Consider the following 20,027-nt stretch of genomic DNA (forward strand, 5'->3'; position numbering starts at 1 on the left):
GGCCGCATGCTGCGTTTGCGAGTTGAGTTCACCACGGAGCCCTTCGATCTCGACCGGCCACCGCCGCACGCCGTCGTGGCCCGCGAGATCGTGCAGAGCGCGGACCTGGATTCCGTGGACGTCGGGCCCTTCGGCAACACCGCCGAAGGGCCCGCGGATGCCGTATTGGGCGCGGTGGAGCGGGTGTTGCGCGAAGCGATAGACGCCGGGGCGACGCGGGTGTCGTTGCAGGTGAACGTGGTTGAGGGGGACGGTTCGTGACCGCGCCGGAGGAGCACCCGCTCCGCGAGGCGGTCCAGCCTCTCGTCGATGCCATGGGCGGCCGGATGCTGGAGCCCGAGGAGGCCGGGCACGACGACGTGGTGCTGTCCTGGGAGGGGCGCGCCGTGGTGGCCGTGCGGCTGCCGCACTTCTCCGATTCGCTGGAGCACATCCTGGCCGACCTCGAGCGCCGCCACGGCATGCCACTGGCGCGGCTGGACCGCAGGGCCAAGCAGTCCGTCGTACGGAACCTCGAGGCCCGCGGTGCCTTCCGGTTGCGGCATGGCGTCGAGACGGTGGCGTCGGCGCTCGGGGTCAGCCGCTTCACCATTTACAACTACCTCAACAGGGCGGATTAGGGCGGCAGTCGGCGTCCACTCTTCAACAAACTGTTGACGCACGGGTGTCGAGGAGGTTTGCTGTGCGCAGCTCACCCGAGTGCGACGAGAAGCCCCACGACGAGAAGCCCCACGGAGGCTCCCGTGACTTCGAGCGCGACGCCGGGGCTCTCCCGGTTCAACGCGGCCGACGACGACGCGGCCCGTACCACCCTGCACGAGATCTGTACCAGCGCCGCGTGGGCCGAGGCGATGCTCGCGCGGCGCCCCTATCCGCACCCCGAGGCGCTGCTCGCCGCCTCCGACACCGCTGTTGCGGCGATGCGCCCGGCGGACCTGGCCGAGGCGATGGCCGGACACCCGCCCATCGGCCGGCCCAAGCCGGGTGACGCCGCCTCCGCCCGCGAGCAGCGGGGGATGGCGGGTGCCCCGCCCGCCCTCAGGGCCGAGATGCTCGAACTGAACCTGGCCTACCAGGAGAAGTTCGGGCACGTCTTCCTGATCTGTGCCACCGGGCTCACCGCCGAACAACTGCGTGACGCCGTTCGTAACCGGATCGACAATCCGCCGGAACACGAGCGGGAGATCGTTCGGGAGGAGCTGGGCCGGATCAACCGCCTCCGGCTGGCCCGGCTCGTCACGCAGCCCACGGGGAAGGGAGCCACGGTGTCCACGCACATCCTCGACACCACAGCAGGCCGTCCCGCCACGGGAGTTGCGGTCGGACTGTCCGCCCGCGGCGCCGACGCCGCGTGGATGCCGCTCGGCACCTCGGTGACCGACGACGACGGGCGCTGCACGGACCTTCCCGTGCTGCCGGACACCGCCACCCACGCACGGCTGGTGTTCGAGACCGGAACGTTTTTCCCGGAGGTGGCGGTCGCCTTCGCCGTCGTACCGGGCGAGCACTACCACGTACCGCTGCTGCTCAGCCCGTTCGGCTACTCCGTATACCGAGGGAGCTAGGCGTGACCGACACGATCACTTCCACCTCTTCCGCCACCTCCGCGGTGCTCGGCCAGAACCAGTACGGCAAGGCTGAGAACCGCGTCGTCCGGATCGTCCGCGACGGAACCACCCACCACATCAAGGACCTTGCCGTCTCGGTCTCCCTCTCCGGGGAGATGACGGACGTCCACCTCCAGGGCTCCAACGCCAACGTCCTCACCACGGACGCGACCAAGAACACCGTGTTCGCCTTCGCCAAGGAGCACGGCATCGCGTCCGCCGAGCAGTTCGGCATCCACCTCGCCCGCCACTTCGTCACCACCCAGGAGCCGATCCACGCCGCGCGCATCCGGATCGAGGAGTACGCCTGGGACCGCATCGGCACCCCGGACTCCGGGCACTCGTTCGTCCGCAGCGGCCGGGAGACCCGCACCGCGCAGGTCGCCTACGACGGCTCACGGTGGCAGATCGTCTCGGGGCTCAAGGACCTCGTCGTGATGAACTCCACCGACTCGGAGTTCCACGGCTACGCCAGGGACCGCTACACCACTCTCCGGGAAACCCGCGACCGCATCCTCGCCACCGAGGTCAACGCCCGCTGGCGGCACGCCTGGACGGACGACGCGCAGCCCGCGCCCGGCGACTGGGACCTCTCCTACGAGCAGGTGCGCGCGGAACTGCTGCACGCCTTCGCCGGGACGTACTCCCTCTCCCTCCAGCAGACCCTCTACGCGATGGGCGCCCGCGTCATCGACCGCCTGCCCGGCATCGACGAGATCCGCCTCTCCCTCCCCAACAAGCACCACTTCCTCGTCGACCTGGAGCCGTTCGGGCTCACGAACGACAATGAGGTCTACTACGCCGCCGACCGCCCGTACGGCCTGATCGAGGCGACCGTCCTGCGCGAGGGAGCCGAGCCCGGCATCCCGGTGGACCTGACGAACCTCTAGCCCCGAGGACTTCACCATGGCTGCACCCCCCACGCGCACCGTCATCGAGAACTGCGCGATCGCGACCGTCGACGCCCACGACACCGAGTACGCCTCCGGCCATCTCGTCGTCGCGGACAACCGGATCGAGTCCCTCGGGCCCGGCGCCGCGCCCCGCGACCTCACCGGTGTCGTACGCCGCATCGACGCCACCGGTCACCTGGCCACCCCCGGCCTCGTCAACACCCATCACCACTTCTACCAGTGGCTCACCCGCGGACTCGCCCAGGAAGCAGGCTTGTTCGACTGGCTCGTCGCCCTCTACCCCGTCTGGGCGCGCATCGACGAACCGATGGTGTACGAGGCCGCGCGGGCCTCCCTCGCGATGATGATGCGCGGCGGCGTCACCACAGCCATGGACCACCACTACGTCTTCCCGCGCGGCACCGGGGACCTCCTCGGCGCCGAGATCCGCGCGGCCCGTGAACTGGGCGTACGTTTCAGCCCCACCCGCGGGTCGATGGACCTCGGCCGCTCCGCGGGCGGGCTGCCGCCGGACTTCGCCGTCGAGACCACCGAGGACGCGCTCACCGCCACCGAGCAGGCCATCGACACCCACCACGACCCGTCCTTCGACTCGATGCTGCGCATCGGCGTCGCCCCCTGCTCGCCCTTCTCCGTCTCCACCGAACTGCTCCGAGAAGCAGCCGAGTTGGCACGCCGCAAGGGTGTGCGCCTGCACACGCACGGCTCGGAGACCGTCGAGGAGGAACAGTTCTGCAAGGAGCGGTTCGGGCGCGGCCCGACCGACTACCTCGAATCCGCCGGCTGGCTCGGCGACGACGTGTGGATGGCCCACTGCATCCACATGAACGACTCCGACATCGCCGCCTTCGCCCGCACCGGCACCGGTGTGGCGCACTGCCCCTCCTCCAACGCCCGGCTCGCCGCCGGCACGGCCCGCGTCCCCGCCATGCTCGCGGCGGGCATACCCGTCGGCCTCGGCGTCGACGGCACCGCCTCCAACGAGTCCGGCGAGCTGCACACCGAGCTGCGCAACGCCCTGCTGCTCAACCGCCTCGCCGGAGGCAGCGGCCACGCACTGACGGCTCGCCGGGCGCTGCGCCTGGGCACGTACGGCGGCGCGTGCGTCCTCGGCCGCGCCGACGGGATCGGCTCGCTCGAGCCCGGCAAGCTGGCCGACCTGGTGCTGTGGAAGCTCGACGGGCTCGGCCACTCCACCATCGCCGACACGGTCGCCGCCCTCGTCCTCGGCCCCCCGGCGCCGGTCACCCTGTCCCTGGTCAACGGCCGGACGGTCGTCGAGGACGGGCGGCTGACCACCGCCGACGAGGACGCGGTCGCCCGCGCCGCGCGCACCGAGGCGCGGCGCCTGGCGCGGCTCGCCGCCGCGGGCTGATCCGCCCGGACCCGGCCGAGGGGGACGGACCCCGGCCGGGTCCGGGTCCTGGTCCGGGCCCTGGTTCGGGTCCTTGTCCGGGTCCTTGTCCGGGTCCTTGTTCCGACCACCGCATCGTTGGGAAAGGAGGGACCGCCATGGCCGTGGATGTCCACCCCGTGGACCAACTGCCCGCCCCCGTACGGCTGATCAGCACCGGCCTGCAGCACGTCGCCGCCAGCTACGCCGGGGTCGTCGCACCCCCGCTCGTGATCGGTGCCGCCCTCGGGCTCCCGTCGGTGCAGATCACCTTCCTCGTCGGCGCGAGCCTGTTCACGGCGGGCATCGCCACGCTGCTGCAGACCATCGGGTTCTGGAAGGTCGGGGCCAGGATGCCGTTCGTCAACGGCGTCTCCTTCGCGGGCGTCGCGCCGATGCTCGCCATCGCCGACGAGCAGTCCGATGCGCGCAACGCCTTGCCCGTCATCTACGGCGGCGTCATCGTCGCGGGCGTCCTCGGCTTCCTGCTGGCCCCGTACTTCTGCCGGCTCGTCCGCTTCTTCCCGCCCGTCGTCAGCGGCACCGTCATCACCCTCATCGGGCTCACCCTGCTGCCGGTCTCCTTCGGCTGGATCCAGGGCAGCCATCCCGACCGTCCCGCCTCCCTCACCAACCTCGGCCTGGCCGGCGGGACTCTGGTGATCGTGCTCGTCCTGCGACGGCTGCTGACCGGCTTCCTCCAGCAGATCTCCATCCTGCTGGGCATGGCCGCCGGCACGCTGCTCGCCATCCCGGCCGGGGCGGTGGACACCACGGCCACCCGGCACGCGGCCCTGGTCGGCTTCCCGGAGCCCTTCCACTTCGGGCATCCGGTGTTCACGGTCTCCGCGAGCGTGTCGATGTGCATCCTGATGCTGGTGTGCATGACGGAGAGCACTGCCGACATGCTCGCGCTCGGCGAGATCGTCGGCCGCAGGGCCGATGAGAAGGTCATCGCGGGCGGCCTGCGCGCCGACACACTCGGCACCGCCCTGAGCCCGCTCTTCAACGGCTTCGCCAACAGCGCCTTCGCCCAGAACATCGGTCTCGTCGCCCTCACCAAGGTGCGCAGCCGGTTCACGGTCGCGGCGTGCGGGGTGATGTTCGTCGTCCTGGGCCTCAGCCCCGCCTTCGCCTCGCTCATCGCCCTGGTGCCGCAGCCGGTGCTCGGCGGCGCGGGCATCGTGCTGTTCGGCACGGTCGCGGTCAGCGGGGTGAACGTCCTGCTCAAGGCGGGCCTCGACCAGGGTGACAATCTGCTGGTCGCCGCCGTCTCGCTGGGCCTGGGCATGATCCCCGTGGTGTCCCGGACCTTCTACGCCGGCGCGGGTGTCCCCGAGACGCTGAAGACCGTCCTCAACTCCGGAGTCAGTGCCGGGTGTCTGACCGCGGTCGTCCTCAACCTCGCCTTCAACCACCTCCGCCGCCGCACCCGGGCACCGGAACCGGACCCGGCCGGGGAGCCACCGGTGGCCACCGCGCGTGGCGACTGGGGCGAAACGCACGGTTGAGAAACAATCGGCGCAAAACACACCCAATGCGCCGAGAGGGTCTCCACCATGGGCGAAGAGAGCCCGGAAAGCCCGGAAAGCCCGGAAAAGAAGCACCGCTTCGTCTTTCCCAGCGCTCTGACCGTGCTGACGGCGGTGACGATCGTCGTCTGGGCCCTGGCCTTCGTCATCCCCTCCGGCCTCTACGACCGCACCCCGGCGGGCAAGCCGATCCACGGCACCTACCACCGGGCCGCCGCCCCCGGCGACTTCACGCACCGCCTCGGCGAACTCTTCCTCGCCCCCGTCAACGGCCTCTACGGCGTACGCGACGTCACCACCGGCCAGGTCACCCCCGACGCCGCCGGCACGCTCTACGGCAGTGCCGGCGTCTTCCTCTTCGTCCTCGCCATCGGCGTCTTCATCACCGTCGTCTTCGCCACCGGAGCCCTCGACCGCGGAGTCGAACGCCTCGCCCACCGGCTGCGCGCCCGCGGCGCCCTCCTGATCGCCGGGATCATGACCGTCTTCTCACTGCTCGGCACGGTCGAGGGCTTCGCCGAGGAAACCCTCGGCTTCTACGGCCTGCTCGTCCCCCTGATGCTCGCGCTCGGCTACGACCGCATGGTCGCCACCGGCGCGATCATCCTCAGCGCGGGCGTCGGCGTGCTCGCCTCCACCGTCAACCCCTTCGCCACCGGCGTCGCCTCCTCGGCCGCCGGGATCTCCCTCGGCGACGGCATCGGGCTGCGCTTCACGATGTGGCTGGTGCTCACGGGCGTCACCGTCGCCTACGTCCTGTGGTACGCCGCCAAGGTCCGTGCGGATCCCGCCCGTTCCCTGGTCGGCTTCCTGCCCGGCGACCATGAACTCGAGGCGGCGGCGGAGCATCCGCCCTCACTGACGCGCCTGCAGGTGACCGTGCTCGGCATGGTCGGCCTCGTCTTCGTCTTCATGGTCTTCTCGGTGATCCCCTGGGCGGGAGCCCTCACCGGCAACGCCGACGCCGCGCCGTACGGCTGGGAACTCGACTGGTCCTTCGCGCAGTTGGCGGCCCTGTTCCTGGTCGCCGCGCTGCTCATCGGGATCGTGGCCCGGCTGGGGGAGCAACGGCTGAGCGCCCTCGTCGTGCAGGGCGCGGGCGACTTCATCGCACCCGCGCTGACGATCGTCCTCGCCCGGGGCGTGACCGTCATCATGAACAACGCCCGCATCACGGACACCGTGCTGCACTCCGTGGAGAGCGCCGTGTCGGGAACGTCGGCCGCCCTCTTCGGCATCATGGTCTTCCTCATCAACCTGCCGCTGGCGTTCCTCATCCCCTCCTCCTCCGGCCACGCCACCCTCGCCATGCCGATCCTCGCCCCGCTCGCCGACTTCGCGGGCGCCTCGCGCGCGGTGACGGTCACGGCGTGGCAGGCGGCGAGCGGCTGGATGAACCTGTGGGTGCCGACCACCGCGGTGGTGGTGGGCGGGGTGTCCCTGGCGAAGGTCGGCTACGACCGCTATCTGCGGTTCATCTGGCCGCTGTTGGTGATCCTGGCCGCCCTGATCTGTGCGTTCGTCGCCGTGGGAGCGGCCATGGCCTGAGTGGCCCGAGTGCTACTGGCCCTCGACGTCACTGGCCTTCGTTGCGCACCCGCGTGGACATCCAGCACGACCGGCACCACCACAGCCGCCCGTCGGCGTCGACATCCCCGCTGCCGCAGGCCAGGCACTCAGCGGTGACGAAGTTCGCCCCCACGAAGCTCTTCGACTGCCCGGCCATCCGGGCCGTCTGCTGCTGCTCCAGCGCGTAGCACGGGATGCACAGCCACATCTCCTGCCCCGCCAGTTTGATCGGCCAGTGCAGGCACTTCGGGCACAGCGCCGTGCCCAGGGGCACCTGTTCCGGCATCAGACGGGCCGGGTAGCGCTCAGGGAGCAGGGTCACGCGATCACCGTGCCCGTCCCCATGCAATGGCTGCACGAGGTCCGGGTCCTGTGCCCACCCGGCGTCTCCCACTCCAGGTCGCCCGTCCCCTCGCACTCGGGGCAGGCGACCTCCTCCGGAAGCCCGTTGTCGCTCGGCTGCCCCATCAGACCTCCAACGCGTCATGCGGGCCCGTTGGGAAACGGTAGTCCCTGGCGGGCCGCAGCACGGTGGAGTTCAGGAAGTCAGGGGAGTCAGAAGGGACGCGTAGCGCGCGAGGTCGATGTTGCCGCCGCTGATGATCACGCCGACGCGCTGCCCGCGCAACTGGTCCGCCATGCCGCGCAGGGCGGCGAATCCCAGGCACCCCGTCGGCTCGACCACGATCTTCATGATCGACGCGAAGATCCGCATCGCCTCGACCAGTTCGTCATCGGTCGCGGTGAGCACGGTCGGCGCCTCGCGCAGGAGGATGCCGAAAGGGATGACGCCGATGTGCTCGGTCTGTGCCCCGTCGGCAATCGTCTTCGGGGTGTCGATGTGGACGATGCGTCCCTCGCGCAGCGACTGCTGGGCGTCGTTGCCCGCTTCCGGTTCCACGCCGAAGACGCGGCACTGCGGCGACAGCGCCCGGGCCGACAGCAGCGTCCCGGAGAGCAGTCCGCCGCCGCCCAACGGCACGAAGAGCGCGTCGAGTTCACCGGCCTCCTCGAAGAGCTCCTTCGCCGCGGTGCCCTGCCCGGCGATCACATCGGGGTGGTCGTAGGGCGGGATCAGCGTGAGTCCATGCTCGGTGGCCAGTGCCTGCACGATCTCCTCCCGGCTCTCGGTGTAGCGGTCGTAGCCGATGACCCGTCCCCCGTAGGCCTCGGTTGCCGCCCGCTTCGCGGCCGGCGCGTCGTGCGGCATGACGATCGTGGCCGGGATCTCCAGCAGCCGGGCCGCGAGGGCGACGGCCTGGGCATGGTTGCCCGAGGAGCCCGCCACCACCCCGGCCCGCCGCTGCTCCGGAGAGAACCGCGACAGGGCGTTGAACGCCCCGCGGAACTTGAAGGCCCCCACACGCTGGAAGTTCTCGCACTTGAACACCACCTGCGCGCCCGTCTGCTCGTCGACCACTCTCGAGCGCAGGAGCGGAGTGCGGTGCGCGTGGCCCTCGATACGGTCCGCGGCGGCGAGGACGTCGTCGTAGGTGGGAAGCCGGTCCATGTGGTGCTCCTCGATATGCGGATCAGTGGCACTGCCAACCTTCTCAGGAGAACGCCGCCCACCGGGAGATCGCGAATCGTGCTCCGTCACGTCGCACTTCCGCCGCGCCGTGTCCGCCGAAGTGCGCGGGTACGACGAGCTCGCGGCGATCGGCGGCCTGCTCGAGGATGCGCCTGCGGGTCGCCCTGGCCTGCCCCGCGTCGACGCAGAAGCAGCTGTTGTCGTCGGGCTCGAGGATCTGTACGGGGCTGTGCAGGATGTCCCCGACGAACACGGCCCGGTCCCCGCCGGAGTCCAGCCGCAGCACGGACGACCCGGGCGTGTGACCGGGCGCCGCCTCGAGGACGAGGTGCGCGTCGATGCGGTGGGTGCCCTCCCACAGGACGGCCCGGCCCGCGTCGTGGAGGGGACGGACGCAGCCGTCGTAGACCTGGCGGTCGGCTTCACCGCTGCTTCGGCCGAAGTAGGCGTCATCGGCCGCCGGGAGAAGGTACTCGGCGTTGGGGAACGTCGGCACGAGGCTGCCGTCGGCCTGCTCGGTGGTGTTCCAGCCCACGTGGTCGTTGTGGAGGTGGGTGTTGACGACGATGTCGACGTCCTCCGGCGCGATGCCGGCCGCGGCCAGTCCGTCCGTCAGGTTCGTGCGGAGGGCGTCGGACGCGGGCACGCTCGGCGCGTTCCGGCCGAGGCCGGTGTCGACGAGGATCGTCCTGCCTCCGCTGCGGATCACCCACGTCTGCAACGCGCCGACGTACATGTCGTCTTCGGGTATCCAGTGGTCGGGCGCGAGCCAGGACGCGTTGCTCTGCCAGGTGGCGGGACTGCTGTCCGGGACGATCGTGCGGGCGGGGGCGAAGGGGACCTGGGCCTCGAGGACCCGGGTGACCTCGACGGTGCCGAATGTGATGCTGCGCATGGGGCGAGCGTAGGTGGGGCGCTGTGAGCCGATCAATGCATGCTCGGCTCATGTACATATGCGTACGGCTCATGAGTGAGAGTGGGTACTCTCGCCCGGTGGACGTGGTGAGCGATGCGATAGCGGCCGTGCGGGTCGGACAACCGTCGTCGGAGCGGGTGCGCGCCGGCGGGACGTGGTGCAGCCGTCTCTCCGCGTACAGTGGGGCAGGGTTCCATGTGGTGCTGGAGGGAAGTTGCTGGCTGCTGTCGGGCGATGGACCCGCGATCACCCTTGAGACGGGGGACGTGGTCCTGCTGCCGCATGGCAGCGAGCACGTCATGGCCGATGCGCCTGCGGATCCTCGTACGGTCGAGCGCGCCGTGCCGTTCGAGGAATGGCGCGCTGAGCTCGACGGCTCGGCGGACAGCGGAGTTGAGTTTCTCTGCGGCAAGTACCGGCTCGACCGTACGCATGCGCATCCGCTGATGACCGACCTGCCCGATGTCATCCACCTGCCTGCCGGATCCGGCCGTCACCCGGAGTTGTGGTCGGCTGTCGCCTTGCTGGCCACCGAAGTCGACGGCTCCCGGCCCGGCGCGGGCGTCGTGCTCCCGGGGTTGCTGGACCTGTTGCTCGTCTATGCGGTGCGGGCCTGGATGGCGGACTGCGCCGCGAGCGAGGGGTGCGTCGGCTGGCCCGCCGCTCTGAGCGACCCCGTGGTGGCCGCCGCTCTCCGGGCGGTTCACGACGACCCCGCCCGGCCGTGGACCGCCGAGTCCTTGGCCGCACAGGCCGGGGTGTCACGGGCCACGCTCAACCGGCGGTTCACCGCCCTGGTGGGGCGGGCGCCGATGGCGTACGTGACGTGGTGGCGGATGACCCGCGCGGCCGACCTGCTGCGCGAGCCGCGGGCATCGGTGGAGTCGGTCGCCCAACGGGTGGGCTACAGCTCGCCGTTCGCGTTCTCGCACGCGTTCAAGCGGACCTTCGGTACGACTCCGGGGCGCTGGCGGGTCGGGCTCGGACCGTTTTCGGACAGGCCGGGTGCGTAAAGACTCACTCTTGTCATCGGGTCGGTGCTCTCGTAACCTCCCCACCATTCGCGGAACATCATAGGGGGCGTGCGCGCCATGAAGCTCGTCGATGTTCGTACGGTCGCCGTAGCCGCAACAGCGGTCATGGCTGTGGGACTTGCCACCGCGTGCAACCGTGGAAGCGACAACGGCAGTGAAGGGAAAAACAGCCCCTCGATCGGCGTCGACCTGCCGCGCTCCGACTCCGACTTCTGGAACTCGTACGCCAAGTACATCGACAAGTCGAAGTCCGGCGCCGAGGTGAGGCTGCTGCCGACCAGTAACTCCCAGAACGACATAAACCAGTTGGCATCCAACGCCCTGGTCTTCGCGAGCACCGGCGCAAAGGCCATCGTCATGGCACCGCAGGACACCGGCGCCATCTCCGGGACCCTGAAGAAGCTCGAGGGCAGGAGGATTCCCGTCATCAGCGTCGATACCAGGCCCGACGCGAAAGCGGGACCGGTCTACATGGTCGTACGCGCCGACAACCGTGCCTACGGCACCAAGGCGTGCGAGTTCCTGGGAAGGCGGCTGGGCGGCAAGGGCAAGGTCGCAGAGCTCCAGGGCGACCTGAAGTCCATCAACGGAAGGGACCGTTCGGAAGCCTTTGCCGATTGCATGAAGAAGGAGTTCCCCGGCATCACCGTCTTCCCGCTGCCCACCGACTGGAAGGGCGACGTCGCCTCCAACAAGCTGCAGACTCTGCTGACCCAGCACCCCGACATCAACGGCATCTACCTGCAGGCCGGCGGAGTGTTCCTCGACCCCACCCTCACGCTCCTCAAGCAGAAGGACCTGCTCAAGCCGACGGGCGAGCCGGGACACATCAGCATTGTCTCCAACGACGGTATCCCGCAGGAACTCGACGCCATCCGCAAGAAGGAGATCGATGCCACGGTCTCCCAGCCTGCCGACCTCTATGCCAAGTACGCGCTGTACTACGCCCGGGAGGCAACCGCGGGCAAGGAATTCAGCCCTGGCAAAACCGGCCACGACTCGACCATCGTCAAACTCCCCAATGGTCTCGAGGACCAGCTTCCCGCGCCCTTGGTGACCATCGAGAACGTCGACGACGTCTCGCTCTGGGCCAACGGTGGCGCATGACCGCCCACGTCCCGGTGGCCGAGGCGACCGGTGTCTCCAAACGTTTCGGTGCCACCGTCGCGCTGCGCGATGCCCACATCACCGTCATGCCGGGGGAGATACACGCTCTGGTGGGCCGTAACGGCGCGGGCAAGTCCACGCTGGTCGCCCTTCTCACGGGCCTTCGAAAGCCGGACACCGGCACTCTCACCTTCAACGGCGAGCCCGCCCCCGCCTTCGGCGACACCAAGGCCTGGCGATCCCGCGTGGCCTGTGTCCACCAGCGGTCCACCATCCTCCCCGGCCTCACGGTCACCGAGAACCTCTTCCTCGGCCGCCAGAGCACGTCGATGCTGCGGCCCATCCGCTGGCGGGAGCTGCACCGCCGGGCCGGGGAACTGCTGGGCGCATACGGCCTGGACATCGATCCGAGACGCCGGGCCGGTGAACTCGCCGTCGAGCAGCGACAGTTCGTGGAGATCGCCCGCGCGCTGTCCTGCGGAGCCGCGTTCGTCATCCTCGACGAGCCGACCGCCAAGCTCGACGCCCGGGGCATCGGGCTTCTCTTCGCCAAGGTGCGGGAGCTGCAAGGACAGGGGGTGGCGTTCCTGTTCATCTCGCATCACCTGCGGGAGGTCTACGACCTGTGCGGCCGCGTCACGGTCTACCGCGACGCGCGCCATGTCGTGAGCGCTCCGGTGTCCCGACTCGGGCCCGCGGCACTGGTGGAGGCGATGACCGGCGAGCCGGAATCCCCCGCTGGTGCCGGCTCCGGTCCTGTTGTCCGTACGGCGGGGCGGGAGCTGCTGTCGGTCGACGGGCTGACGCTTCCCGGCGCGTTCCACAGCCTTTCCCTCACCGTGCGGGCCGGGGAGGTCGTGGGCCTGGCGGGCAACGCGGCGAGCGGCAACGCCCGGGCGGGCGAGACCGTCGCGGGGCTGCACCGCGCCGAGGCCGGGCGGATCGCGGTGGCGGGCCGCACGGTGCGCGGTGGCGATGTGGCGGCGGCGCTGAAGGCGGGAGTCGGGCTCGTACCGGAGGACCGGCATCTGCAGGGCCTGGTCGTCGACCGCAGCGTGGCGGAGAACGCCACGCTCACGCTCGCCGTGAGGGGCCGGCTCGGACCGTTCGGCATGGTCCTCCCGTCCCGGGCCAGGGCGTTCGCCGAGCGCATGATCAAGGACCTGGACATCAGGACGCCGGGCCCCATGACGCCCGTCGCGGCACTGTCCGGTGGCAATCAGCAGAAGGTCGTCGTCGCCAGGGCGCTGGCCACCGACCCCCATGTGCTCGTCGCGATCCGTCCGGCCAACGGCGTCGACGTCAAGTCGAAGGAGTTCCTGCTCGGCAGGATCAGGCAGGTCGCGGACGAGGGCAGGGCCGCGCTGATCGTCTCCGACGAACTGGACGACCTGCGGGCGTGCGACCGGGTCGTGGCCATGTTCCACGGCCGGGTCGTGGCCGAGTTCGGGCGCGGCTGGAGTGACGAACAACTGGTCGCCGCAATGGAAGGCGTGCTCGGCACGCACGAAGAGGGACAACGATGAGGAGGATGAGGAGAGGTTCCGGCCTCGCGCGCTACCGCGACTTCTCCCTGGTCCCTGTGCTGCTGGTCCTGGGAGTGACCGGTTTCATCGTCTCGCCCGCGTTCCTGACCGCCGACAACCTGGTGAATGTCGCGCAGAGTTCCACGGAACTCGGCCTGCTGGTGCTGGCGGAGGCGCTCGTCCTCATCGCCGGGCGCATGGATCTCTCCCTGGAGTCCACGATCGGCCTCGCCCCCGTCGTGGCGATGTGGCTGGTCCTGCCGCCCGCCGACGGACGGTTCAGCACCGTGGGCCTGCTGCCGGGGTCGTACTCCGTCCCGGTGTGCCTGCTGGTCGGCGCGCTGATCGGTGGCCTCAACGCCTTCATGATCCTCAAGCTGCGGCTCAACGGATTCATCGTCACCCTCGGCGGGCTGACCATGTGGCGCGGCCTGCAGATCGCCATCTCCGAGGGGCAGTCCGTCGTCGGCCTGCCCGAGTCGTTCACCTACCTCGGACAGGCCGACTGGCTCGGTGTGCCCGCCGCGATCTGGATCACCGGCCTGCTGTTCCTGGCCGGCGGATGCGCGCTCGCCTGGTTCGGACACGGCCGGGCCCTGTACGCCGTCGGCGGCAACCCCGAGGCCGCGCGCACGGCCGGCATCCGCATCGACCGCGTCATCTGCGTCGTACTGGTCCTGGCCGGCGTGCTCGCGGCCTTCGCCGGCATCCTCTACACCGGCCACTACGGCGCGGTGTCCGCGAGCCAGGGAAGCGGCTGGATCTTCCAGGTGTTCGCCGCCACGGTCATCGGCGGCGTGAGTCTCAACGGCGGGAAGGGCACGCTGTTCGGGGCGCTCACCGGAGTGCTCACCCTTCAACTGGTCGTCAACATCATGACGTTGGCCGGTGTCCCCCCGCTGTGGAATCAGTTCCTCAATGGGGCGATCATCATTGCCGCTCTGGTCATCTCCCGCTTCGCGTCCGGCGAGAAGCAGGAGTGAGGCAGCGGGTCGGTCACTTGTTGTCCAGGGCCCACTTCATCGGCTCCTTGTAGAAGCCGCGACCGAAGGTGATGTAGGTGACCTTCTTGCCCTCCGGGATGACGATGGGCTGGCAGAAGGTGCGCTCCTCGCCCATCTTCCAGAGGGTCTTGTTGCCCGTGTCGTTGCAGTCGGCCGGGGTGCCGGGAAGGCTGCCGATGACGATGAGGTGGGTCGCGGGCTGGTCGCCCTCGGTGAGAGCACCGATGTCGGTGGACAACATGGGAGGCTGCATGGGAGCGTCGCCGCCGCTTAGCTTGGCGCTGAGGTAGACGTACGCGACGGTCTTGCCCGCGTACTTCTTCGCGTCTTTCTCGTCGCCCTTGAGGTTCTCGGGCTTGCCCATCACTACGCGCTGCCCGGTGACGGTGAACTCGCCCTTCTTGTTGTCCGCCTGGCGCTCCTGCTTCTCGGACGCGGGCTGCCCGGCCTTGAGGTTCTCCGACTTCAGGTTGTCCGACTTCGCGCCGGACTTCTTGCCGTCGTCCGACGGGTTGCAGGCCGTCAGCGCCAGAGCGGCGAACGCGGCCACGGCGGCGAAGGCGGCCTTCTTGGTGGTGCGCAAGGTTTCCCCCGTTGTCCAGTGGTGCTTGCCCGGCCAGTGCGGCCGGAAGCGGCCACCGAGTGTACGCAAGGGAGTTCGGGCCGATGCAGCAGGGGGCGCGGGAAACTCCCGCGCCCCCTGCTGCAGTTCTGCCGTCGCTCACACCGGAGCGTGTTGCGGCTTTCGCTTCCGTTTGGTGAGCAGCTTCACGCCGGGCTTCTCCACGAACTCATGGAGCAGTATCGCGCCGGCAATGGAAATTGCGAGGAGCAGACCCAGGTGCAGGGTCAGGGGAATCGTGAAGTGGTGCTGGCGCAGGAAATAGTTGGCGCTGAAAATCACCATCTCGTGCACGAGGTAAAGGGCGAAGGATATTTCACCCAGGTACACGATGTACCGGTTCCGGAAGGGCGACGGCTCGCCCCGGACATCGGAGCGGGCGGCGGCCGCGATGGTGAGGGTGTACGGGATGACCGTGACGGCCCCCCAGTGGAAGTTGTACGGCAGGAGATGGATCGGCCCGAACACGACCATGGTGGACAGCGCAAGGCTGGCAACCAGCCCCGGCCCACGCCAGTGCCCGTTCTTGACCAGCAGCGCGACGGCGATACCGATGACGAACTCGATCATCCGCACGGGAGGCAGGATGTAGAGCGCGTACTTCGAGTTCCACCCGAGCGTGTCCCCGATGGTCCTGGTGAAGAACGGAAGGAGTACGACGCACAGATTGCCCACGATCACGGTCGCCCACAGCCCCCGGGGCGAGAACTTCCGGATCACCTTGATCAGGAAGGGGAACGAGAGGTAGAAGAGAGCCTCGCAGCTCAACGACCAGGACACGCCGTTGTACCCGAACCACCAGTCGTTCCGGTTCGGTATCCAGGACTGGGTCAGGGTGAGGTTCGCCAGCGCGATGTTCGGATCGAGGGCCTTGCCCATCCAGATGAGCATGACCACAGCGACGCAGAAGGTCACAAAGTGGCTCGGGTAGATGCGGGCGAAGCGCCGCCGCCAGAATCCGGTGACCGTGTCGCGTGACCGTGCCGACCAGGCCAATACGAACCCGGACAGGATGAAGAAGAAGGAAACTGCCGAAGGTCCGGCATATACGACATTCTTCAGCAACTGGACATTCTTGGCAGTTCCGGAGACTGTCTCCTCGTAACCGAAGTGGTAGAGGAGGACAAGCAGTGCCGCGAACCAGCGCAGCCCTGTGAGCGAGTCCAGGCGCACCTGGGATATGGAAGGCTCACTGGACAGCTTTGGAGCGACAGGTGTTATCTGGCTCACTAATGGAATTCCAAGCGTTGAAAGAGAGGCGAGCGCGCGACAGTCATCGAGGCTGCGGGTCCTCGCCGGGACGGCATGAAGGGGCTCATTTCCACGACAGGGGGTAAATGGCCGGGCGTTCTGGTCAGCATGCGCGGGGGGCGACGGACCGGACTGTTGTCGACCCGGCACGTGGGGATGCCGTCGGGGTGCGACCGTCGGCCCTGGCGGGCCGTGTCATGTGCAGACGTCCGGAGAGCATGCCTCTTCTTCCTGCCTTCCGAGCGACGCCCGGGGCCTTGACGCGGCTCCGGGTCGGTCCACTGCACTGTTTCCGAGCCATCGTGTCAGCTGGTGAAGCAGATCACACCATGTTCTACGAACGATGTAGACGACATTGGCGTTGACACTGGCCTGCACAGCGTAGCTGTGTGGTGAGGCTGGGGGTATTCGTGGGGACTCGGCGAGACGTAGGTAACACGCGGGGCGGCGCCCCCGCTGGGCCCCACGCGGGGTCACCGCCTACTCAGAGGTCCTCCACGGCGACTGGCGGTGCATCGAAGAGACGGACCGCCTGCGCCGCCAGCCTCAGTCCAGTGTCTGCACGAGTTCGTGGCGGGCCGAGGTGTGTACGACGCGGCCGTGCGCTCCGTTGACGAGGGGCACGTGCGGTGCGATGTGGCCGCACTCGACATCGGCGATGATGGGAACGCCGAGCGGCCCGAGCGCGTCCAGTACGGCCTCGTGCTGGGTCAGCGAATCCCGGTCGGGTGCCGAAGTCCGGCCGACGAGCACGGCGTTCGCGGCGTCGAAGAATCCTGCCAGGCGCATGCCGTGGAGGTTGCGGCAGATCGTGTAGGCCTCGTTGTCGGACGCCTCCACATAGACCAGCAGCCCTTCGGGGGCGTGAGCGCGGGCGAAGGCGGCGACAGCGTCAGCGGGGTGAGGGCGGTCGACATGTCGGAGAACCCGACCAGCCAGGTGGGTTCGGCCTCGCGTATCCGGTCCCAGTCGAGAAGGGGGAGCAGGTCGATGGCGGTCTCCCCGCCCCACGGCGGCACAACGGCCTTGATGCCAGGCTCCGTCAGCATCGCCGTCAGCTCGGCCGCGCGCTCCGCCGCGGGGGCGCTGACGTGTCCCGTACCGTCCATGCAGCGGCCGACGGTCACTTCGTAGCCCCGTGCCTCCACGGTGCTGATCGCCACCTTCAGACGCTCGCGCATCTGCTCGCCGACTCCGCTCGAGGGTGAAGTGACGGCGACGCGGTCACCGGGACGCAGGGGTTCCGGGAATCGGATCGTCATGGCCGGAGTCTGGCACGAAGGCTTTGCGAACTGCCTTCCCATTTCCCATGGTTGGGTCGCGGTGAACGGTGTATCCGACTCTCGAAATGCCGGCAGTCGGCTGTCAAGTTGCCTTAAACGCAGCACGTGATCCCGGATGGCGGCGATGCGGGTCGCCGACTCGGCTGACGCCCGGGTGGCGTTCCTTCCCGGTGACGACAGCCTCCCTGCAAGGTCTCCGGCTGCAGTACCCGTACACCCAACCATCGGAAAGGCACCCCGACTTCTGCGGCGGATGCGGACTGGAGCTCACATCCACGCGGGTCAGGGTGCCTTTCTGCTGTCACGGCAGCAGATCGCCCCATACTGCTGAACAGCCAGGGCTGACTACGACGCGGCTGCCACACCAACGCGAGACAGGAAGTCCACGCAGGCATCGGTGAGGCAACTCAAGCTGTCCACGACGGGAACCGAGAAGATGTCATGGTCTCTCAGCGCCGTGAGATCTGTGCACCCATACAGTACGGCGTCTATATCCGCCGGGAGCGTGGCTGCGAACTCCTTCATGACGGCGGCCGGTTCATCGGGGTCCGCGAAGCGAATAAGGTCCATGATCGCCGTCTGCACAATATTCTGGCCGGCCTCGTCGGGAGCGACGATCTCCACTCCGAACTCAGCGGCGCAGTCGCTGTACAGGCCGGACCGGACGGTGGCCGCCGTGGCGAGCAGGAGGACACGGCGGTGCCCGGAATCGCGCAGGCGGCGCAGCGCTGCTTCGACCATGTCGAGAAGGTCGATGTCACGCTCCCGTACCAGTGGCCTGAGATAGGTGTGCAGCGTGTTGCACGCCAGCCCCACGCATGTGGCACCAGAAGCTTCCAACACGTCCAGTGACTGGGTCAGCAGGCGGTCGACTTCAGATTCTTCCGCGGTGTCGAAGTGGCCCCTGACGAAAGCTTGCTCAAGCTTGGCCGGGAGCGGAACACTATGCATCACCACGTCCGGATAAGCGCCGTGCAAACGCGATTGATATTCGGCTACGACCCTCAAGTACAGGTCGGAAGAGGCATCCGGACCGACACCGCCGATGAGACCGAACCGCCCAGGTATCTGCTGGGCAGCCGAGCCTGACAGTGAGTTGGTCATGTGTCATCCTTCAAGGTCTGATGGAACACGGTGAGCAAGGCGTGATAAGTCGGCTAAGAAATGCGCCGACGCGACAACCGGGTCCGGACGAACGCGATCAACGCGAGTGTCATTGTTGCGCTCAGTGTTGCCAGAAGTTGCGTTCGGGCAGTGGCGTCGCTGCACATGAGCAACAAGATCGCACCCATTGCCGCTATCGCGAACCAAGACAGGTACGGGAAGCCCCACATGCGAACCACCAGCAGTTCCGGTGTTTCCCGTTCCAGGCGCCTGCGCAATATCACCTGTGACACGGCAACCGCGATCCATACGACGAGCAGCGCCCCGCCGGCCGACTCGAGGAGATACTGGAATACGGTGTCCGGCCACCAGTAATTCAGCAGCACGGCAAAGAAACCGAATCCTGCCGAAGCGGCGACTGCCAGTCGCGGCGTGCCGCTGGCTGACGTTTTCGTCAACGCGGGCGGAGCGATTCTCCGGCTGGCCAGAGAAAAGATCATGCGCGACGCACCGTACATGCTGGCGTTCAGTGACGACAGCAGTGCCACCAGAATGACGGCATCCATGATGTGGGCTGCTGCGGGCACGCCGATTTGATCGAGCATCGCAACAAAGGGGCTGCGCCCCACCACGGCGGAGTCCCACGGCAGCAACGTGACGATGACACCAATGCTGCCGACGTAGAAAACCAGGATCCGAAACACGGCGCTGCGTACGGCTCGCGCGACTGAGCCGGACGGATTGGTGGACTCGGCCGCCGCGATGGTCACCACTTCCAGACCACCGAAGGAGAACAGCACTGCCAGAACTCCGGTGATCACTCCGGTAGCGCCGTGCGGCAGGAAGCCTCCGTGTCCTGTGAGATTGGTGAATCCGGGCGCTGCACTGCCCGGCATGGCACCGGTGATGGCCGCCACGCCGAGTCCAAGAAACATGACTATCGCCGCGACCTTGAGCCCGGCGAACCAGAACTCGAACTCACCGAAGGAGCTTACCGCCAATAGGTTCAAGGCGGTGAAGAGGAGCATGATGGCCAGGGTGAATGCCCACTGGGGGACCATTGGCAGCCATGCGTTCAAAGTTTTCGATGCAGCCGTCGCCTCGGCTGCGATCGCTACGCATAGCGTTCCCCAGTAGAGCCATCCGACCGTGAATCCCGCCCAGTTGCCCAGGGCCTTTTCTGCATATACCGAAAAGCTGCCGCTGGAGGGCATTGCCGCGGCCAGCTCACCGAGCATGCGCATGACGAGAAGGGCTAGTCCTGCAGCGGCCAGATAAGAAAGGAGAATGCCTGGCCCGGCGACGCGGATGCCCGCGCCGGAACCGACGAAGAGGCCTCCTCCGATCACCCCTCCGAGAGCAAGCATGGTCATGTGCCGCGGCCGTAGGCCAGTGCCAAGACGAGTCGAATCGGCACCGCTGTCCGATAATTTACTCGTTTCCTGGCCCGCGGACGGTAATTCCGTCGGTGTGGTACTCATCAAGAAACTCCCCCCTCGTGATTTGTTGAAATGCCCCGTCGTGGAAAGCGTTGGCCGCGGAATGGGCCGCGGCTACTGTGGCAGTGATCGCTGTCGCGGCAGCTGTAGCTCGTGGTAAATGGAGCGTTCACGCTGGGCAGTTGAGTGCCGGGC

At 68.2% G+C, this 20,027-nt stretch carries 18 protein-coding genes and 1 pseudogene; 11 read left to right on the forward strand and 8 right to left on the reverse strand.

Features of this window, described 5'->3' with window-relative positions:
- Window positions 1-9: 9 nt before the first annotated feature.
- The 7 genes from ACV530_RS24950 to ACV530_RS24980 all read left to right on the forward strand — a co-directional run bounded on the left by ACV530_RS24950 (window position 10) and on the right by ACV530_RS24980 (window position 6,994).
- A complete protein-coding gene (locus ACV530_RS24950; protein ID WP_494334904.1) occupies window positions 10-261 on the forward strand; it encodes a YkoF family thiamine-binding protein in 252 nt (83 codons plus the stop codon).
- A complete protein-coding gene (locus tag ACV530_RS24955) occupies window positions 258-620 on the forward strand; it encodes a helix-turn-helix domain-containing protein (protein WP_494334872.1) in 363 nt (120 codons plus the stop codon). Before ACV530_RS24950 ends, ACV530_RS24955 begins: the two co-directional genes overlap by 4 nt.
- A 123-nt stretch (window positions 621-743) precedes the next feature.
- Window positions 744-1,565: a 2-oxo-4-hydroxy-4-carboxy-5-ureidoimidazoline decarboxylase gene (uraD, locus tag ACV530_RS24960; RefSeq protein ID WP_494334873.1), complete on the forward strand. Its 822-nt coding sequence runs from the start codon at window positions 744-746 to the stop codon at window positions 1,563-1,565.
- Window positions 1,566-1,567: 2 nt separating this feature from the next.
- Window positions 1,568-2,497, forward strand: coding sequence for a factor-independent urate hydroxylase (pucL, locus tag ACV530_RS24965; RefSeq protein ID WP_494334874.1), 930 nt, complete (start codon window positions 1,568-1,570; stop codon window positions 2,495-2,497).
- A gap of 16 nt (window positions 2,498-2,513) precedes the next feature.
- On the forward strand, window positions 2,514-3,896 hold the full coding sequence (locus tag ACV530_RS24970) for an 8-oxoguanine deaminase (protein WP_494334875.1): 1,383 nt from the start codon (window positions 2,514-2,516) through the stop codon (window positions 3,894-3,896).
- A 137-nt stretch (window positions 3,897-4,033) separates the two neighbouring features.
- Window positions 4,034-5,425, forward strand: coding sequence for a nucleobase:cation symporter-2 family protein (locus tag ACV530_RS24975; RefSeq protein ID WP_494334876.1), 1,392 nt, complete (start codon window positions 4,034-4,036; stop codon window positions 5,423-5,425).
- Between the two features lie 48 nt (window positions 5,426-5,473).
- Window positions 5,474-6,994, forward strand: a complete 1,521-nt coding sequence (locus ACV530_RS24980; RefSeq protein WP_494334877.1) for a YfcC family protein — start codon at window positions 5,474-5,476, stop codon at window positions 6,992-6,994.
- Window positions 6,995-7,022: 28 nt separating this feature from the next.
- Here the strand turns inward: ACV530_RS24980 and ACV530_RS24985 are convergent, their stop codons facing one another.
- The 3 genes from ACV530_RS24985 to ACV530_RS24995 all read right to left on the reverse strand — a co-directional run bounded on the left by ACV530_RS24985 (window position 7,023) and on the right by ACV530_RS24995 (window position 9,441).
- Window positions 7,023-7,337 (reverse strand): hypothetical protein, encoded by a 315-nt coding sequence (locus ACV530_RS24985; protein WP_494334878.1) that lies wholly within the window; start codon window positions 7,335-7,337, stop codon window positions 7,023-7,025.
- A gap of 216 nt (window positions 7,338-7,553) precedes the next feature.
- Window positions 7,554-8,525 carry a threo-3-hydroxy-L-aspartate ammonia-lyase gene (locus ACV530_RS24990; protein WP_494334879.1) on the reverse strand — a complete coding sequence of 324 codons (972 nt, stop codon included), beginning with the start codon at window positions 8,523-8,525 and terminating at the stop codon, window positions 7,554-7,556.
- A gap of 43 nt (window positions 8,526-8,568) precedes the next feature.
- Entirely contained in the window at window positions 8,569-9,441 is an 873-nt protein-coding gene (locus tag ACV530_RS24995; RefSeq protein ID WP_494334880.1) for an MBL fold metallo-hydrolase, read from the reverse strand.
- A 98-nt stretch (window positions 9,442-9,539) separates the two neighbouring features.
- Here ACV530_RS24995 and ACV530_RS25000 point away from each other — a divergent pair, with 98 nt between their 5' ends.
- The 4 genes from ACV530_RS25000 to ACV530_RS25015 all read left to right on the forward strand — a co-directional run bounded on the left by ACV530_RS25000 (window position 9,540) and on the right by ACV530_RS25015 (window position 14,112).
- Window positions 9,540-10,475, forward strand: coding sequence for an AraC family transcriptional regulator (locus tag ACV530_RS25000; RefSeq protein ID WP_494334881.1), 936 nt, complete (start codon window positions 9,540-9,542; stop codon window positions 10,473-10,475).
- A gap of 78 nt (window positions 10,476-10,553) precedes the next feature.
- A complete protein-coding gene (locus tag ACV530_RS25005; protein WP_494334905.1) occupies window positions 10,554-11,603 on the forward strand; it encodes a sugar ABC transporter substrate-binding protein in 1,050 nt (349 codons plus the stop codon).
- The gene (locus ACV530_RS25010; protein WP_494334882.1) at window positions 11,600-13,129 is read left to right on the forward strand and encodes a sugar ABC transporter ATP-binding protein; all 1,530 of its coding nucleotides are present in this window, start codon (window positions 11,600-11,602) and stop codon (window positions 13,127-13,129) included. Before ACV530_RS25005 ends, ACV530_RS25010 begins: the two co-directional genes overlap by 4 nt.
- Complete coding sequence (locus ACV530_RS25015; protein WP_494334883.1) at window positions 13,126-14,112, forward strand: ABC transporter permease; 987 nt, start codon at window positions 13,126-13,128, stop codon at window positions 14,110-14,112. Before ACV530_RS25010 ends, ACV530_RS25015 begins: the two co-directional genes overlap by 4 nt.
- A gap of 13 nt (window positions 14,113-14,125) precedes the next feature.
- On the opposite strand, the gene ACV530_RS25020 is transcribed toward ACV530_RS25015, so the two are convergent.
- From ACV530_RS25020 to ACV530_RS25040, 5 genes and pseudogenes are all read right to left on the reverse strand, one after another.
- Window positions 14,126-14,716: a hypothetical protein gene (locus ACV530_RS25020; RefSeq protein ID WP_494334884.1), complete on the reverse strand. Its 591-nt coding sequence runs from the start codon at window positions 14,714-14,716 to the stop codon at window positions 14,126-14,128.
- A 138-nt stretch (window positions 14,717-14,854) separates the two neighbouring features.
- Complete coding sequence (locus ACV530_RS25025; RefSeq protein WP_494334885.1) at window positions 14,855-15,985, reverse strand: acyltransferase family protein; 1,131 nt, start codon at window positions 15,983-15,985, stop codon at window positions 14,855-14,857.
- Between the two features lie 567 nt (window positions 15,986-16,552).
- Window positions 16,553-17,187 (reverse strand): annotated as a pseudogene (locus ACV530_RS25030) (LD-carboxypeptidase).
- A 447-nt stretch (window positions 17,188-17,634) separates the two neighbouring features.
- A complete protein-coding gene (locus tag ACV530_RS25035; RefSeq protein ID WP_494334886.1) occupies window positions 17,635-18,393 on the reverse strand; it encodes an aspartate/glutamate racemase family protein in 759 nt (252 codons plus the stop codon).
- Between the two features lie 53 nt (window positions 18,394-18,446).
- Window positions 18,447-19,874 carry an amino acid permease gene (locus ACV530_RS25040; protein ID WP_494334887.1) on the reverse strand — a complete coding sequence of 476 codons (1,428 nt, stop codon included), beginning with the start codon at window positions 19,872-19,874 and terminating at the stop codon, window positions 18,447-18,449.
- Between the last annotated feature and the right edge of the window lie 153 nt (window positions 19,875-20,027).

Source organism: Streptomyces sp. SX-6, from assembly GCF_059089585.1.

Bases quoted from the DNA above. Each gene is read 5' to 3' on its own strand.
- ACV530_RS24975 (WP_494334876.1), top strand. From the start codon at position 4,034: ATGGCCGTGGATGTCCACCCCGTGGACCAACTGCCCGCCCCCGTACGG.
- ACV530_RS25040 (WP_494334887.1), bottom strand. From the start codon at position 19,874: ATGAGTACCACACCGACGGAATTACCGTCCGCGGGCCAGGAAACGAGT.
- ACV530_RS25015 (WP_494334883.1), top strand. From the start codon at position 13,126: ATGAGGAGGATGAGGAGAGGTTCCGGCCTCGCGCGCTACCGCGACTTC.
- ACV530_RS25005 (WP_494334905.1), top strand. From the start codon at position 10,554: ATGAAGCTCGTCGATGTTCGTACGGTCGCCGTAGCCGCAACAGCGGTC.
- ACV530_RS24990 (WP_494334879.1), bottom strand. From the start codon at position 8,525: ATGGACCGGCTTCCCACCTACGACGACGTCCTCGCCGCCGCGGACCGT.
- ACV530_RS24970 (WP_494334875.1), top strand. From the start codon at position 2,514: ATGGCTGCACCCCCCACGCGCACCGTCATCGAGAACTGCGCGATCGCG.
- ACV530_RS24980 (WP_494334877.1), top strand. From the start codon at position 5,474: ATGGGCGAAGAGAGCCCGGAAAGCCCGGAAAGCCCGGAAAAGAAGCAC.
- ACV530_RS24995 (WP_494334880.1), bottom strand. From the start codon at position 9,441: ATGCGCAGCATCACATTCGGCACCGTCGAGGTCACCCGGGTCCTCGAG.
- ACV530_RS25035 (WP_494334886.1), bottom strand. From the start codon at position 18,393: ATGACCAACTCACTGTCAGGCTCGGCTGCCCAGCAGATACCTGGGCGG.
- ACV530_RS25010 (WP_494334882.1), top strand. From the start codon at position 11,600: ATGACCGCCCACGTCCCGGTGGCCGAGGCGACCGGTGTCTCCAAACGT.